This is a genomic window from Mesorhizobium sp. M8A.F.Ca.ET.181.01.1.1 (assembly GCF_004792025.1).
In the GTDB taxonomy this organism is placed as follows: domain Bacteria; phylum Pseudomonadota; class Alphaproteobacteria; order Rhizobiales; family Rhizobiaceae; genus Mesorhizobium.
In genome coordinates this window covers 397436-413742 of the sequence record NZ_SRTV01000001.1, presented here as the reverse complement: position 1 = coordinate 413742, position 16307 = coordinate 397436, and the positions used below count along the sequence as shown (strand labels likewise).

Sequence of the window (16307 nt, the reverse complement as noted above, 5' to 3'; positions counted from 1 at the left end):
GCGGATGCCTCGATGGGGGCACGGCCAGATGGCATGAACCGGCGGGCAACGCGTCGGACGTCACACCCGGTCGCCGCGCGCGTTCGGCAATCTGCTGATCGCCGCCAGTACAATCAGCGCGGCACCGCCCAGAAGCGCCATCGCCCCGAGCGACCAGGCGATGCCGATATTCACCATGGCGACCGACAAGGCAAAAGGCGCGACGGCCGAGACGATCAGCCGGGCCGACATCACCCGGCCCTGCAGGCGGCCGTAGCCATCGCTGCCGAACAATGTGAGCGGCAGCGAGCCGGTGACGATGCTGAAAAGCCCGTTGCCCATGCCGAAGATGACGGCGAACGCCATCGCGCCGGCGATGGAAGGCGCGGTGCCGTCCAGCACGACCACACCGATTGTCATCAGGCTGGCCGAGATGATGGCGAGCATCAATGGCGACAGCTTGCCGCCGAAGACCATGTTGATGAAACGGCTCAAGACTTGCGACGGCCCGAACAGCGTTCCGACGATGGCGGCGGTTGCCCCGAGGCCAAGCCCGGAAAGCAGCGGCACCATGTGCACCAGCACGGCGGCGGCGATCAGGTTCTGCAGCGAGAAGGCGATGACCATCAGCGCAAGGCCGAGCGGCCGCGACGTGGCGGGCAGCGATCCCTTGATATGGCGTGGCTGCGCGCTTGCCGACCGCCTGCCCTTGGCCAGCCCATGCGAGAGCCAGGCGTGCAGCGGCAGGCAGACAAGCAGGTTCAGGCCGGCGAAGACAAGATAGACGCCCTGCCACGGCATATGCGCGTGCAAGGCCGACGTGATCGGCCAGAACACGGTCGATGCGAAGCCGGCAATGAGGGTGAGGTAGGTAATGCTGCGTTGCGCGGCATGCGGCCTGATCTGCACCAGCAGCGCGAAGGCGGCGCCGTACTGCACCAGGTTCGATGCCACTTCGAGGACGATCAGCGCCGCCACGAAGGCCACGGCGGTGGGAGCACTGGCGCAGCCGGCGAGTGCCGCCGCTGCCAGCATCGAGCCGGCGGTCATGATTTTTCCGGCGCCGAAGCGGTCGATCCAGCGCCCCAGCCAGGGCGCGGTCAGGCCACCGATCAGCAAGGCGGCCGAAAGCGCGCCGAAAATCCATTCGGTTGGCCATCCCAAATCCCTGGCCATGTCGGCGGCGAGGATGCTGAAGCTGTAATAGAGCGTGCCGTAGCCGATGATCTGGGTGACCCCAAGGGCGGCAATCGCGGCTATCGGCGCGCGTTCCGAGGCATCGAGCTCGGAAAGGCCCCGATTACTTGATGCCACGGTCACCGGTCACCACCTGGCCATCTTCCTTGGTGAAGTGGGTCACCGGATGGTCAAGCAGGTCGAGCACAAGCTCGGACGGCCGGCACAGCCGCGTCCCCTTTGGCGTCTCGACGATCGGCCGGTTGATCAGGATCGGATGCCTCAGCATGGCATCGAGCAGCTGCTCGTCGCTCCATTTGGGATCAGCCAGGCCAAGCTCGGCATAGGGAGTGCCCTTTTCGCGCAGCAAGGCGCGCAGCGGAATTCCCATGGCGGCGATAAGCTGGCGCAGGCGGTCCCGGCTGGGCGGATGTTCCAGATATTCGATGACCACCGGCTCCTCGCCGCTCGTCCTGATCATGGCAAGCGTGTTGCGCGAGGTGCCGCAGTCGGGATTGTGGTAGACGATGACGGTCATGGCGCGGCCTCGACGGCAAGAGGTTGGATTTCGGATTGCGGCTGCAGCAGCCACGTCATCAGCGCCAGCGCGAAGCCGGCGCCGGCGACCTCGGCGGCGATGAAGCCGGGAAGGCTTGCCGGGCTGATTCCCGAATACGTGTCGGTGAACGCCCTCGCCACCGCGACCGCGGGATTGGCAAAGGACGTCGATGCGGTGAACCAGTAAGCAGCCGTGATATAGAGGCCGACCAGCCAGGGCACGGCCGCGCGTTCGAAGCGCAAGCCGGCCAGGATGACGGCGAGCAGGCCGAAGGTCGCGACGCCCTCCGAAAGCCATTGCGCGGCGCCGGTGCGGCCATGCGTCGACAGCGCCAGCGGCGCCAAGCCGAACATCAGATGCGCGATCACCGTGCCGACAATGCCACCGGTAAGCTGGGCCAGCATATACCAGGGGCAGTCGCCGGCCGACAGCCGGCGCGAAAACGTCAGGGCGAGCGACACGGCCGGATTGAAATGGGCACCGGATATTGGGCCGAGGATTGTGATCAGCACGACGAGGCTCGCACCGGTTGGCAGCGTGTTGCAGAGAAGCGCCAGTGCGCCGTCGGCCGTCAGCGACCGCGCCATGATCCCTGAACCGACAACCGTAGCCACCAGCAGCGCCGTGCCAAGGCTTTCCGCGACCAGACGGCGCGGCAGGTCGAACTGGCGCTCGACTGTCATTGGGCCGCCTCTTGCGCATCGGCCGCACAGCAGCCCGGCGCCAGTGCCGGCGCGCAGATTTCCGGCCTTCCGGAGCAGCAATCCTCCATCAGGAAGCGGATCAGCCCGCTCAGCGCTTCATACTCGGCGCTATAGACCATGGAGCGGGAATCACGGCGCACGCTTACCAGCCCTGCCCGTTCGAGCTCCTTCAGGTGGAAGCTCACATTCGAGGCCGAGACCTCGACCTTCTCGGCGATGGCGCCTGCGGCAATACCATCCGGACCCGCGATCACCAGATGCCGCAGAATGCGCAGTCGTGTTTCTTGCGAAAGGGCTGCGAATGCGGACATAGCTTGACGTTCATCCATATTTCAACAATCCTAGAAATGTTGAAACGAGGATTACCGCACATGCTCACCTCTGACAATCGGGAATTTGAACCCACCCCCGCCATCGCCGGTGATCCCGAGGACATCACCATCGCTGGCCTGCTGGCGTTTCTCGCCAGCCACAAGGACAGGCAGCTGGTGTTTTTCCATGATGGCCGGCCGGTGAAGCCCGGCTACCACGTCACCGAGGTAAAGGCCGGCACATTCGCCGCGCTGGACTGCGGCGCCAATCCCGAATCCTGGGCCGAGATCTTCGTCCAGCTCTGGGACGTCGACGAGGACCGCACGCATATGCCGGCCGGAAAATTCTCGGCGATCATCCGCAAGGTGACGGAGCATGTCGATCTCGACCCTTCCGCCCGGCTGACCTTCGAGGTCAGCGACGGCGTGCGCCCGATCGCCCTGTATCGGGCCGCCCTTCCCCGGCTCGTCGGCGGCGCGGTGCATGTCGACCTTTCGCCCCGGCCGGCAAGCTGCAAGCCGCGCGACCGTTGGCTCGAGGAAGAGAGAAAAGCCAAGGCCTGTTGCGGGCCTTCCGCTTCGGCGCAGCCTTGCTGCCGATAAGTCGCCCACAACCAAGCGAGGAAGGCTTCGTCCCTCAGTTCAGGGACTGGCGGCGTGGCGGCGGTGCCGGGTGTCGCTGCTCGAGTTCGGACGCGGCCGCCGCGCGGCCGGTCCGGCGCAGCCTTTCGAGGTAGCCTGGCAACTCGCCAAGGCAATGGAATGGCCCGCCCTCCCTGATCACCGTCACCAGCGGATCGACATCGCTGTCGCTTCTCCTGGCCATCGTGGTGCGCCAGTCCTCGAGCAGGCGGCTGGCGTGATCGACCACGTCGCCCCGGGTGCTGGAAAGGTCATGCTGCTCGTGCGGATCCTCGCTGAGGTTGAACAGGCTGACGGGCCCAAAGTCCTTGTAGCCGTCATGATAGGTGCGCAGCATCAGCCAGTCGGCGCCGTCGAGCCGGAACCGCACGCCGCGCTGCACGGCCCACGCGCCCTGGCTCAGCACCAGGAAATCGCGGCCACCCTCCTCGCCGGCGGCAAGCGCGGTCGCGAAGGATTGCCCGTCCCACAGCGCCGGCACGCTGCCGCCAAGCCGGTCGATCAGTGTCGCGGCCCAATCGAAATGATAGTGCAGGCCGGCATTGACGCCGCGCATGTCCTTAGCGCCGGGCCAGCGGATGACCAGAGGCACGTTGCAGGTGAACTCGTCCGCCGTCTGGTGGTCGCCCCAGACATTGAGCTCGCCGAGATTCTCGCCATGGTCGGCGCCGATGACGATGATCGTGTCGTCGAACAGGTTCTGCCGCTTCAGCTCCTCGATGATGAGACCTACATGGTGATCGGCATAGAGCACGCCGGTGTCATAGCCGTCGAACCACGCCTTGACCTTGCCCATGTCGTCGATCGGCGACGGCATGCGCGGGTATTTCGATCCGCCCGGTGTTACGTCGAAGCCGGAGGGCTCCTGCGGGCTGTGCGGACCGTAGCCGGCATGGCTCTTCTCGAACACCTCTTTCGTCATCCACTCCGGCAAAGGCTGGTCGGCGAACGGATCGCCGAACGAGTCCGGCGCACGATAGGGCGTGTGCGGATCCCAGACATTGACATGCAGGAACCATTTTTTTGCCGAGCCATTGCGCTTCAGCCAGTCGAGCGCCAGGCCCGACACCTCGTCGGCATTCTCCATGCCGGCCTTGCCCGGATTGATGATCTCGTTGAAGCCGGCATACCAGTGCCAGCAGCCATGCCGCTCGCCAAAACTGCTGATCGTCGTCGTGTGGTAGCCGAGATCGCGCAGCGCCCGCATCCAGCCCTCCTCGTAGAAGGTGCCGGCCCAGGCCCGCCCGGCGCCCTCGCGGAACGGCTCGCAGGCGGTGCCGCCATGGCCGACCACGCCGGTGCGCATGCCGTGGCGGCCGCTCCACAGCGCCGTGCGCGACGGATGACAGGGCACGTCGGAGACATAGACGTTCTCGAAGCGGATGCCGTCGCGGGCGAGGCTGTCGATGACGGGAGAGGTGTTGCGATGATAGCCGTAGCAACCGAGATGGTCGCGCCTCAGGCTGTCGATGTCGATATAGAGAACGTTCATGAAGGACTCGCCGCTTCTATGGATGTCAAAGGCAGGCCCCGGCTGATTACCGGGGCTCGCGGTGTTCAAGAGCCGGCATCAGGCCGAAATATATTGATCGCCGAGATAGTAGTCCTTCGGGTCGAGCGAGGTGTCGAGCTTGCCGAAGGTCTTGAACAGATCGTTCATCGTCGCGAACCAGCCGGTCACGCTGCCGTCCTTGGTGAGCTTGGTGAGCTCGGCCGAGGTCATGAAACGCCCGTAGCCGGCCTCGGTCTTCAATTGTTCGGCCGGAATGCCAAGCAGTTTCGAGGTGATCTCGATCGCCTTGTCCTGGTTGGCGGCGCGGAAATCCTGCGCGTCCTTGATGGCGCGAACCACGTTCCTGACGAGATCGGGATTGCCCTCGACCAGGTCGTTGCGGGCAATGAAGACGCTCGGGAACGTGGTCTGCGGGTAGAAATCGTCGTTCTTGGCCAGTTCCACCAGGTCGGGAACCCGGGTCTTGATGATGCCGACGAACGGATACCAGATGCCGGCCGCGTCGACCTGCTTGGAGGCGAAGGCCGCCACGATGGTGCTCGGGTCCATCTGCACGATGTCGAGGTCGGTCATCGCCATGTTGGCCTTGCGCAGCGCCAGCCGCAGCAGCATGTCGCCTGACGTGCCGGCCGCGATCGCCACCTTCTTGCCCTTGAGCTCGGCGATCGACTTGATGCCGGCCTGGGCGATCACCCGGTCGGAAAAGCCGACATCGTTGACGGCGATGATCTTGGCCTTGCCGGTCGCCGGCAGCCACAGCGCGCCTGGCCCGAGATAGCCGAACTCGAGGCTGTTGGCGCCCAGCGCCTGCACCTGGATCGGCCCGTTGGTGAAGACCTTGATATCGGCGTCGACGCCGTGCTTGGCATAGAAACCTTGATCGGCGGCCACGCCGGAGATGCTCGCGCCCCAGAAGTCGCCATTATAGCCGATGCGCGCCGGCGTCCCCGCTGCCCTGGCCTTGATGCCAGAGGCGGCGAACGCGGCCAGCGCCGCCGAGGATGCCATGAAATTCCGTCTTGTCAGTGTCACGCTACTCTCCTCCTGTTACTGGTGCTAAACGGCTTCGCCGCTACTGGTGGTACACCGCTTGCCAGACGCGGTTGCGGATGGTCATGAATTCGGCCGAAAGCCGGATTTCCTCGGTCCTGGGATAAGGCAGCGGAACGTCGATGATCTCTTTCAGCCGGCCGGGCCGCGCCGCCATGACGATGACGCGGTTGGCAAGGTAGACGGCCTCGTCGACATCATGGGTGATGAACATCACCGTGCGCCGCTCGCGGCTCCAGGTGTCGAGCAACTGGTCCTGAAGCTGCACGCGGGTCAGCGCGTCGAGCGCGCCGAACGGCTCGTCCATCAAAAGAATGGACGGGTCCACCGCATAGGCGCGCGCGATGGCGCAGCGCTGCTTCATGCCGCCGGACAGCGTCTTTGGCAGCGCGTCGGCGAAGTCGCCGAGGCCCACGAGGTCGATGAAACGCTCGGCGATCTGCCTGCGGCGCGAAGCCTCCTCGCCCTTGATGCGCAGCCCGAACTCGACGTTCTGGCGAACGGTCAGCCAGGGAAAGAGCGCGTATTGCTGGAAGATCATGCCGCGCTCCGGCCCCGGCCCTTCGACAGCCTTGCCGTCGACCAGCACGCTGCCCTCGCTCGGCCGCAACAGGCCGGCGGCGATGTTGAGCGCCGTCGACTTGCCGCAGCCGGAGGGGCCGACGACGGTGACGAACTCGCCGTCGGCGATGTCGAGCGACAGCCGGTCGAGCGCGATGAAGCTGTTGTCGCTCAGGTCGAAACGGCGGGTGACCTTGTCGAACACGATCTTTGGAACGATCCTGGAAGCCATCACACGCGCTCCTGCCAGACGGTGAGCCGGCGCTCGATCACCAGGAGGATGCGATCCATGGCAAGGCCGAGCAGGCCGATGGTGATCAGGCTGACGAAGATGGTCGGCAGGTCGTAATAAAGCTGCGCCTGCTGCATACGGAAGCCGAGCCCGGACTGCGCGGCGATCAGTTCGGCGGCGACCAGCGTCGCCCAGGCCGATCCAAGCCCGATGCGTACCCCGACCAGGATGAACGGCGTCGACGCCGGGATGATGACGCGCAGGAAGATCGTCATGTCTTTCGCGCCAAGCACCCGCGCGGCGTTGATCATCGTCTTGTCGACGCTGATGACGCCCTGATAGGTGGCGACGACGCTGGCCAGGAACGATGCCAGGAAGATGACGAAGATTTTTGGCGTCTCGTCGATGCCCATGGTGACGATCGCCAGCGGAATGATGGCGAGCGGCGGGATCATGCGGAAGAACTGCAGATAGGGCTCGATCAGCGAACGGGCGACCTTGTACCAGCCCATGACGAAGCCGACCGGGATCGCGAGGATGACGCCGAGCAGGAAGCCGGTCAGCACCCGCGCCAGGCTGGAGGCGATATCGGTGGCAAGCTGCCCGCTGGCGATGACATCGCCGAACCGCGCCGCCACCTGCGGCGGCGGCGGCAGGCCGACCGCGCCGCCCGCCGTAAGCGCCCACCAGATGGCGACACCGGCGACGACCCCGACGAGATTGAGCGCGAGGGCGGGATAGTCGATGCCTTGCCCTTCCGGCGGCGTACCGCCTGGGCGTGTCGTCTTGGCTGTCTCGCTCATCGCGAAACCCCCGAATAAAAGAAGTGGTCGAGCGCCGCGGCCGACGCGCCGATGGCGCCAGCGCCGGGGCCGAGGCTCGACCGCTCGATGCGCAGCACATCGCGCATCGGCGGCAGCACGCGGGGCGGAACGCCCTCGCGGATATGGTCGATGAAGCTTTCCGGCGCTTCGGCGAGATGGCCGCCAAAAACGATCAGGTCCGGATTGAGCAGGTTGGTCGCGGTCGCGATCGCTGTCGTCAGGTGCCTGAGTGCCGCGTTCCAGGGCTCGGGATATTTCTCCAACTCGGCCAGCAGCCGCTTGGGATGCGGCGCCTCGATATGCGCGTCGCGGGCCAGCGCCCGTTCGGACAGGAACGTCTCCAGGCAGCCTCTGTTGCCGCAGGCGCAGCGCTCGCCATTCTCTACCACCTGGACATGGCCGAGTTCGACGGCCCCATAGCCGCCGGGGCGGAATGGCATGCCGTTGATCACCAGCCCGGCGCCGAGGCCGGTGCGCAGGTAGATGTAGAGCAGCGCGGTGGCGTCGCGGCCGATGCCGTAGCGCGACTCCGCCAGCGCCATGGCGCTGACATTGTGCTCGACCACGGCGGGTATGCCGAGGGCCGTCTCGAGTTCGTCGGCGAAGGGCACGTCCTTCCAGTCGTAATTGACCGACTGCAAATTGCGCCGCCGCTTGGTGTCCACCGGGCCAGGCACGCCGAGCCCGAGGCCGATCAGCCGAGACCGCTCGACGCCTGTCTTGCGGATCAGTTGCTCGACGGTCCGCACCACCATGCCGATCACCGCGGCCGGTTCGCTGGTGGCGGTGTCGAAATACTGCGAGGCCATGGCTTTCGAGGAAGCCTTGAGGTCGGTGATCGTGGCATGGATGGTGCCGGCGCCGATGTGCACGCCAACCACCGACAGGGCATCCGGCACCAGCGCGACGCCGATGGCCGGCCGGCCGACGGGTGCGTCGCCGGCGGCGGCCTGGTTGAGCTCGACGACCGTCCCTTCCCTGAGCAGATGCGCCGTCAGATGGGTCAGTGCGGTCGGCGAGAGCGCGGTCCGCCGCGCCAGTTCGGCACGCGACTGCGGACCGTCGTCGCGCAGGATGCGCAGGATTGCTCCGTGATGGACGCCCATCTTTTCCTCCCTATTATTTTCTAATGTTAATAAATTAATTAAGGCTGTCAAGGACACGGCCACCACCGCGCGAACGGCCGCGCCGCGTCGGCTGATCGTCGTCACGCGATCAAAGCAAATCAGAAGAGCGAGCACCTAGCGCCCTCCCTTGGGAATTGCTTAAAACAAAGGGACAGGGTTCAGCCGGAGAAGGACACGCCCCTGTGGCGCATCCCCGCCTGCACGCCGCGCACGATGAGCCGGGACAGGATTTCCATGTCCAGCGGCATTCCCGGACGCCAGACGTCGAGCAACAGCGCAATGCGCGCCTCGTCGGCGTTGTTCATCACTTCGTGCGGGAAGGTGTCGTCCCACAGCATGCCTTCGCCATCCGTGATCCGCTTCTCCTGATGATTGATCATCATGATGGTCGCGGGGCGGCCATCGGTCTGCCGCGGAATGACCAGGCCGAGATGAAAGCGCATGATGCCGCGAAACGGTCCGCGATGGCTGGGAATGTGCTTGCGCGGCGCCAGGAACGAGATGGCCGCCGATTTGACTTCGGGACACTCGGCGAGTAACTGGCTCAGAACCGGCATCCGCGCCAGGTTTTCGGGAACCCCGATGTCGTAGGCCTTGAGCACGAACATGCGCCAGTCGAGGCCGTCATTGGCCGAGATCTCGGCCTGCTCCGGCATGATGTCGTGGAAGCGCGGCGCCCCGCCCAGCCGCACCGCGAGCGCTTCGTCGCGTATGCCGCGCCAGGCGGCGATGAATTTCGCCGCGTTCGGAAAATCGGTGGCGGCATCGAGGATAGCCGGCGCGTCTATGCGCCTTTCATAGACACGCCGGACCCCATTGGATGCAAGATCGTAGACGCGGGACATCGCATAGCCTCGATGACACCATAAACGGACAGCCGATGGTTCGGGTTGCACATTTTGGTCATCGCGTCGTGAACTACCCGGACAGCCATGGGCCAGGTCCTGTGCCGGCCACCCGGCAATCCGAGGCAATTCGTCAACCGGATCGAACGATCCCAGATGTCCCGCTCATTCCCTGAAGGCGCGGTTGAGCTGATCCTGCAGCGGTTTGACGAGGTAGGAGATCACGGTTCGGTCGGCGGTCTTGATGAAGGATTCGACCGGCATGCCCGGAACCAGCTTGACCTCGCCGAGGCGCGCGATCTCCGAGTTCGTCGTCGCGATGCGGACAGTGTAGTAGCTGATGCCGGTGCGCTGGTCGGTCGTCGTGTCCGGCGAGGTTCGTTCGACCGTCCCGTTGATCTGCGGCGTGGTGCGCTGGTTGAAGGCCGAGAAGCGCAGCGCCGCCGGCTGGCCGACCCACAGCTGGTCGATGTCGCTCGGCGCGATCTTGGCCTCGACCGTCAGGCTGTCGCTGTCGGGCACGATCTGCATGATCGTCTGGCCAGGGGTGATGACGCCGCCGACGGTGTGGGCGATGGATTGCTGCACGATGCCGTCCTGCGGCGCGCGGATGTCGATGCGCCTGAGCTGGTCCTCGGCGGCGATCTTGCGCTCCGTCAGTTCGCCGACCTTGCCGTCGATCTCGCGCAAATCCTTGTTGACGTCGGTGCTGAGTTCGAGGTCGATCTGGAGGATCTGCAAATTGATCTCGGCGATCTTGCCCTGGGCCTGCGCCAGCGCCGCCGTCAACTGGCCGCGCTCGCCATCGAGCCGCGCCGACTCGCGCTCCATGGCGGTCAGGCGGTCGATCGAGATCAGCCGCTTCTTCCACAGCGCGCGTATGCTGGCCAGTTCCTCCTCGACAAGCGCGATTTCTTGCGACTTGGCTTCCGCCTGGGCCGTGTCCCCGCCAATCTCTTTCTGCAGCTGCAGGATGCGCTCCTGCAACTGGCCCTTCCGGCCGGAACGATCCGCACGCCTTGTCTCGAAGACCTGTTCCTCGCCGGCGATGATCTCCGCGATCGCCGCATCACCGCGACGATCGAGAATATCCCTGGGGAAGGCGATGGCATCGGTACCCCGGCGCTCCGCTTCGAGGCGCGCCTCGCGTGCCGACAACTGATCGAGGGCCTTGGTGACGACGGCGAGGTTGGCCGCCGGCACGGTGGGATCGAGGCGCACGAGCAGCGCCCCGCGCTTGACACGGTCGCCGTCACGCGCCGCGATCTCGCCGACGATGCCGCCGGTCGAATGCTGTACGTCCTTGACGTGGGAATCCACGACGAGGACCCCCGACGCGATGACCGCTCCCGAAATGCGGGTCAGCGAGGCCCAGCCGCCGACGCCGCCGACCAGCACCGCGACCGCGACGAGGCCCCAGCGCATGTAGCGTTGAATGGACTGGTGGGAGGAACTCGGCATCATCCCTCCCTTTACTCGCCTGCCACCGCCGCGCCCGGCCGCGGCGCCGGCTCCTCGGTGGCAAGCCTGAGGTGCGGCACGGCGCTCACCGCCGGTTGCGGCCGCGGAAACAGCTTCGCCAAGACATCGTCCTTGAGCCCGAACGCCTGGACGCGGCCCTGGCTCATGGCGAGGATGAAATCGACCGTGCCGAGCGCGCTTGGCCGGTGTGCCACGAGCACGACGATGCCGCCACGTTGCCGCACCGACACAATAGCCTGAAACAGCGCCTGTTCGCCTTCGGCGTCGAGGTTGGAATTCGGTTCGTCGAGCACCACCAGGAACGGATCGCGATAGAGCGCGCGGGCCAGCGCGATGCGCTGGCGCTGACCGGCCGAGACGGCCTCGCCAAGTTCGCCGATCTGCGTCTCGTAGCCATCGCGGAAACCGACGATGAGATCATGCGCGCCGGCGGCCCTGGCGGCGGCGATCACCAATGCGGGATCGGCGTCGGGTTCGAAACGCGCGATGTTCTCGGCGATCGAGCCGGCGAACAACTCGACGTCCTGCGGCAGATAACCGATGAAATGGCCGCGGTCTTCCGGCGACCACTGATCGAGGTCGGCGCCGTCGAGCCGGATCCTGCCGGCGGCCGACGGCCAGGCTCCGACAAGCGCCCTGACCAGCGTCGACTTGCCCGAACCGCTCTGACCGATAATGCCGACGGCGTGTCCCGCTTCCAGTGCGAAGCTGGCGTCCTGCACCAGCAGCCGCTGCACGCCGGGCGCGGCGACGCTGACGTTCTGCATGAAGACGTGGCGGCTCGGCGCGGGCATGACCATCGGCTCGGCATCGGCGGGCAATGCGGCAAGAATCTTGGTCAGCCGCTGCCAGCCCTGCCGCGCGGTCAGGAAACCTTTCCAGTTGGCGATGACCAGATCGACGGGCGCCAGCGCCCGCCCGCTCAGGATCGATGCCGTGATGATGATGCCCGCGGTCGCCTGCTGTTCGATGACCAGCCAGGCGCCGATGCCGAGCATGGCCGATTGCAGGAGCATGCGTAGCACCTTGGACACGGCGCCGAAGCCGCCGGCGATATCGCTGACGCTGCGCTGCTCGGCGAGATAGTCGCGGTTGGCCTCTTCCCATCGCTTCGCCATCCTGCCGCCCATGCCGAGAGCCGCGATGACTTCCGCGTTGCGGTTGCCGGTCGTGGTCAGGCCGTTGCGGATGATGCCGGTCTGGGTGCCTGATGTGACCGGCTTGCGCGTCAGCCGCTCGGCATGGACGGTCAACAGGACGAGCACGATCGCTCCGACCAGGGCGGTTACGCCGAGGAGCACGTGGAACATGAAGATGATGGCTAGATAGAGCGGCAGCCACGGCAGGTCGAACAGCGCGGTCGGGCCGGTGCCCGACAGGAAGGTCCGCACGCTGTCGAGATCGCGCACCGGCTGCATGCTGTCGCCATTGCGCCCGACCTTGAGCGGCAGCTTGAGGACGCTGGAATAGACGCGGGCGCCGAGCGCTTCGTCGAGGGCTCCCCCGATGCGCACCAGGATGCGGCCGCGGATGAAATCGAGCACGCCTTGTCCGGCGTAGAGGATGGCTACGAGCAGGCTGAGGCCGATCAGCGTCGGCACGCTGCGGCTCGGCAGCACGCGATCGTAGACCTCGAGCATATAGATCGAACTGGACAACATCAGGACGTTGAGGACGCCGCTGAACAGTGCGATGGCGATGAAGGCCGAGCGGCAGGATTTGATTGCCGCCGAGAGTTCCGATCCCTGCTGCCGAGGATTGGGCTGCCGGGCACCGGGCCCGGCAGCCTTTCGCGCCGTCGCCGCGACGCCGGGGGCTGCGCCAGGAGCGGTTTCAGCGCGAAAAGGATTGCGTCCCCGAAACAGCAGAAGAGCGCCAAACATCGCGAACGCCAGGCAGAACAGCCAGACGCCTGGCGATGTCGTCAACATGCCACCGAGTGCAGGAAAAAGGGCGCAGGCTATCAAAACCAGACCCAAGGACCTGACCCTGGCCTGCGCCGAATTGAAGATCGCGGAGCCCCTTTCCATGCCAATCCATGTGGGCGGCGCTGCGGCAAGGCACCCGGCCGACGGCCGGAGACCAGCCTCAGGCGATGCCCGTCAGGCCCCCCACTAGATGCAGCGTGAGCCAGAATTGATCGAGCGTGTTGGGATGCTCTTCGACGATGTTGGTCCCGTCGAACCAGGCGACATTGCCGGCCGGTCCCGGTCCGGACGTCACCAGTTGCCCCTGGTTGAACCACATCAGCGCATTCTTGAGGCCCTCGCCATCGGCCTCCTTGCCGCCGTTCCAGTCGGTGATGCCGGAGCTCGGATCGGTGACGTCGACATAGCTTGTCCAGGCAGCCGACGAAGTCTTCACCGCCGCACCCGTAAGCGCCGTGTGAGCCCCATTCTCATCAACGACCCCGTCATTGTTGGTATCGACATTCACGCCGACAGTTGACCACGCTCCTTGCTTGGTCAGCCACATCACCGCCTCGTCGATCAGGTCGTTGGGCTGACCGACATGGTTGTCGATGTTGAGCTGGGTGGCGATCGCCTGTTGCAACATGATGACGCGTGCGTCACCGCCGGTCGAACTCGATTCGATGGACTTGGCCAGAGCGTTCGAAATCAGGAGATCGTGCGCATCGTTGGCAATGCCGTCGCCGTTGCTGTCGCCGAGCAGCAAATAGCCATCCGTACGCGGATTGACGTCGAGGCCGGACAGAACATGGCTGGCGACGGCGCTCTTGGTGGGATTGCCCTCATTGCCGGCAATATTGTCCCATGCATCCGCGTGGCTGCCCCAGAATCCCTGCGTCAGCGCCTTGTTCGAGAAGCCTTCATAGTCGCTGCTGTCGGTGGCGAGCGGCGTACGCGAATGCAAGGCCGTGTCGACGAAGGCATCGGTGGTGGCCGTGGCGGTGTTGACGTAGCTGCCCAGCTGCGCGACGCCGGTCGCCTGGTAGTGCCAGGTCTCGTTTGTATCGAGCAGGCCGTTCTGGTTGATGTCGCCGCTGTTGAAGCCGCCGCTGAGGATAGCGGTTGGATGGAAATCATCGCCGGCGGTGCCGGCGGTGCCGTTGTCGTCGGTCACAACCACATGGGCGAGCGCGACATTGCCGTCGTTTTTGACATCGTAGGTCCAGGTCACCGGCTGGCCCTGGAAGATGTTGAGGCCATGGTCGACGCCGTTGGTCTTCTTGTCGAGCGTGATGTGCGGATCGGCGCCGGTATAGCCGGAGTCGTCGGTGGCCGTGGCGGTGCGTGTGTGATTGGCATCGTCGGTGAAGGAGCCGGAGGCGGTACCGGTGTTGCTGTAAGGGCCAGCCACGGAGGTACCGGTTGCCGAGAACTTCCAGATCTCGCCGGCGTCGAGCATGTTGTTGTCGTTGCTGTCGCCGATATTGGTGACATGGCCGTTGCCAAGCACCGCGACCGGCGTCACGCCGCCGTCGCTGTCGGTGACGGAGATACCCGACAGCGCGACGTTGCCGATATTGGTCACCGTGTATTCCCACGAGATCGGCTCGTTGGTCAGGATCGTCAGAGTGTCGCCCTTGACCCCGTCGTCGACCGTCACCTTGTCGATCTTGATCTCGGGATCGGCGCCGAAATAGCTGGAGCCGTCGCTGTCTGTTACGGTGACCGCCCCGGCCGAGCCGGTCACCGTCCCGATATTGGCATAGTCGCCGATGACGGCCTTGTCGATGCTGGTGCCGATGAAGCTCCAGTGCTCGGTGGTGTCGAGCTTGCCGTCCTGGTTGGTGTCCCCGACGTTGAAACCGCCGCTGAGAACCGCCGTCACGACCACGTCATTGTGGTCGTCGGTGACGACGATGTTCGACAATGCGACATTGCCGGTATTGCTGACCGTGTATTGCCAGGTGATCGTGTCCCCGGAGAGAACCTGCAGATCGTCGCCGATCGCCGAGCCGTCGACCGTTACCTTGTCGATGCCGATTCCAGGCGCATCAGTGCCGGTGCCGGGCGTCGTAAGCGTGCGCCACTCCTCGAAGCCCCCATTGGCCCCTGAGAAGCTCGAAAACAGCGTCACATAGGAGTCGGGAGAGACACCGGCCGCCGTGAAGTCGCTGACCGGCACGAGCACCCGGTAGTCGTCCGTTCCCGAGCCATGATTGGAGTCAATCAAATACTGGGGGTCGTTCAGGTCAAGATGAAAGACGGTGGTGAATCCCGCAAAATCCGCATCGTAGTCGGCAAGCGTTGCTCCGGCGTTTGAAATGTAGATGTCCAGGCCGGTCAGCGTGATGTTGCCGTTTGTCTCATTGTTGCTTTCATTGAGGTCGAGCCGGAATTCGATATAGTCGACGCCGTCGACATTGATCGACTGCATGTTGCCGTATTGCAGGTCGTGGGTGAAGGACGCCTTGTTGTCGACGACGTTGCCGTTCTGGTCGGTGTTGAAGCCCTCCTCGATACCTGTCGCCTGCAGCCTCAGGAAGGAATCGTAACTGCCGGTGCCCGACCCTACCGTCGTTGCCTCGAGAAGGACGCCACTGCCAATATCGATCGCCATGCTACTTCCTCCACATTGTTGTGCGGTCGGCGGTCGGGCCGCCCCCATCTATTCCGGCCTGATCGCAGCGCCGGCGCGCAGCGTCCGAGGGACGCGGCCGGGCAGGCGAGCAATCGTTCGTGACAAAATCGACGACTTTGAAAGGAGAAAGGTTCGGCGCGGAGACTGCCTCCCATTCGCCGGACACAGCTATTGCCGTATGACGGAACTGGCCCGCCGTCGGACTGACCGTTATACCCACACCCAAAGCCCCAACCCCGACAATCCTACGATTGCCTGGACGTTAATATTTCCCAAACCATATTGCGCAGGTTGCAATGCGTCCGTCTATATAACCCCGGTTATATGCAGGAAAGTCGATTTCAGTTCTGAAAAAGTGCTTTTGCAGACAAGAATAATTGCGTTGCTTTGGCTTAGTTATTTCACGAACCGGAGATTCACGGTCGGATCTACAAAAATTTCGTGATAGCGCCGATGAATCATCCAAGATGAAGATCAGCATCGGCACATCGGCGTGGCATCTGCTTTCAGTCCGCCGCCACGCATTTTGCACGGCGCGCCGCTTGAGGATTAACTAAGCAGTTGCTAATGTTTTGCGCAACCACGCTGCTTCTGTCAGCATGGCCTCACGCTTCGCAGGATGAGGGCCGGGTCGCGATGTTCGCTTCCGGCACGATGAAGTCGTTGATGTGTCACAAAGACACGCAAGGGGAGAAGACGCCATGACCGAGCACGGGCGCCGGCGGCCACCGGAAGCCATCGATGGCCGCACCGC

At 64.6% G+C, this 16307-nt stretch carries 14 protein-coding genes; 1 reads left to right on the top strand and 13 read right to left on the bottom strand.

Annotated elements, in window-relative coordinates; translation table 11 throughout:
- Nucleotides 1-60 precede the first annotated feature (60 nt).
- Genes arsK through EN824_RS01985 form a run of 4 tightly spaced genes read right to left on the bottom strand, consistent with a single transcriptional unit; the run spans nt 61 to nt 2747 of the window.
- On the bottom strand, nt 61-1293 hold the full coding sequence (gene arsK / locus EN824_RS02000; protein WP_135931805.1) for an arsenite efflux MFS transporter ArsK: 1233 nt from the start codon (nt 1291-1293) through the stop codon (nt 61-63).
- Nucleotides 1280-1693 (bottom strand): arsenate reductase (glutaredoxin), encoded by a 414-nt coding sequence (gene arsC / locus EN824_RS01995; protein ID WP_135931804.1) that lies wholly within the window; start codon nt 1691-1693, stop codon nt 1280-1282. Before arsC ends, arsK begins: the two co-directional genes overlap by 14 nt.
- Entirely contained in the window at nt 1690-2397 is a 708-nt protein-coding gene (locus tag EN824_RS01990; RefSeq protein WP_135931803.1) for an MIP/aquaporin family protein, read from the bottom strand. The genes arsC and EN824_RS01990 overlap by 4 nt, the downstream gene beginning before the upstream one ends.
- Nucleotides 2394-2747: a metalloregulator ArsR/SmtB family transcription factor gene (locus EN824_RS01985; RefSeq protein WP_135931802.1), complete on the bottom strand. Its 354-nt coding sequence runs from the start codon at nt 2745-2747 to the stop codon at nt 2394-2396. The genes EN824_RS01990 and EN824_RS01985 overlap by 4 nt, the downstream gene beginning before the upstream one ends.
- A 42-nt stretch (nt 2748-2789) precedes the next feature.
- Here EN824_RS01985 and EN824_RS01980 point away from each other — a divergent pair, with 42 nt between their 5' ends.
- Nucleotides 2790-3332 (top strand): DUF6428 family protein, encoded by a 543-nt coding sequence (locus EN824_RS01980; protein ID WP_135931801.1) that lies wholly within the window; start codon nt 2790-2792, stop codon nt 3330-3332.
- A gap of 34 nt (nt 3333-3366) precedes the next feature.
- Here EN824_RS01980 and EN824_RS01975 read toward each other — a convergent pair whose 3' ends face one another.
- The 9 genes from EN824_RS01975 to EN824_RS01935 form a co-directional block, all read right to left on the bottom strand.
- A complete protein-coding gene (locus tag EN824_RS01975) occupies nt 3367-4863 on the bottom strand; it encodes a sulfatase (RefSeq protein ID WP_135931800.1) in 1497 nt (498 codons plus the stop codon).
- Nucleotides 4864-4941: 78 nt separating this feature from the next.
- Entirely contained in the window at nt 4942-5916 is a 975-nt protein-coding gene (locus tag EN824_RS01970) for an aliphatic sulfonate ABC transporter substrate-binding protein (protein WP_245520931.1), read from the bottom strand.
- A gap of 40 nt (nt 5917-5956) precedes the next feature.
- Complete coding sequence (locus EN824_RS01965; protein WP_189343732.1) at nt 5957-6715, bottom strand: ABC transporter ATP-binding protein; 759 nt, start codon at nt 6713-6715, stop codon at nt 5957-5959.
- Nucleotides 6716-6726: 11 nt separating this feature from the next.
- A complete protein-coding gene (locus EN824_RS01960; protein WP_135931799.1) occupies nt 6727-7530 on the bottom strand; it encodes an ABC transporter permease in 804 nt (267 codons plus the stop codon).
- Nucleotides 7527-8657 carry an ROK family transcriptional regulator gene (locus tag EN824_RS01955; RefSeq protein ID WP_127279632.1) on the bottom strand — a complete coding sequence of 377 codons (1131 nt, stop codon included), beginning with the start codon at nt 8655-8657 and terminating at the stop codon, nt 7527-7529. The genes EN824_RS01960 and EN824_RS01955 overlap by 4 nt, the downstream gene beginning before the upstream one ends.
- A 179-nt stretch (nt 8658-8836) precedes the next feature.
- Nucleotides 8837-9523: an aspartyl/asparaginyl beta-hydroxylase domain-containing protein gene (locus EN824_RS01950; RefSeq protein WP_127279631.1), complete on the bottom strand. Its 687-nt coding sequence runs from the start codon at nt 9521-9523 to the stop codon at nt 8837-8839.
- A 165-nt stretch (nt 9524-9688) separates the two neighbouring features.
- Nucleotides 9689-10984: an HlyD family type I secretion periplasmic adaptor subunit gene (locus EN824_RS01945; protein WP_245520842.1), complete on the bottom strand. Its 1296-nt coding sequence runs from the start codon at nt 10982-10984 to the stop codon at nt 9689-9691.
- Between the two features lie 11 nt (nt 10985-10995).
- Complete coding sequence (locus EN824_RS01940) at nt 10996-12888, bottom strand: type I secretion system permease/ATPase (protein WP_135931798.1); 1893 nt, start codon at nt 12886-12888, stop codon at nt 10996-10998.
- Nucleotides 12889-13093: 205 nt separating this feature from the next.
- Nucleotides 13094-15532 carry a hypothetical protein gene (locus EN824_RS01935; RefSeq protein ID WP_189522114.1) on the bottom strand — a complete coding sequence of 813 codons (2439 nt, stop codon included), beginning with the start codon at nt 15530-15532 and terminating at the stop codon, nt 13094-13096.
- Nucleotides 15533-16307 lie beyond the last annotated feature (775 nt).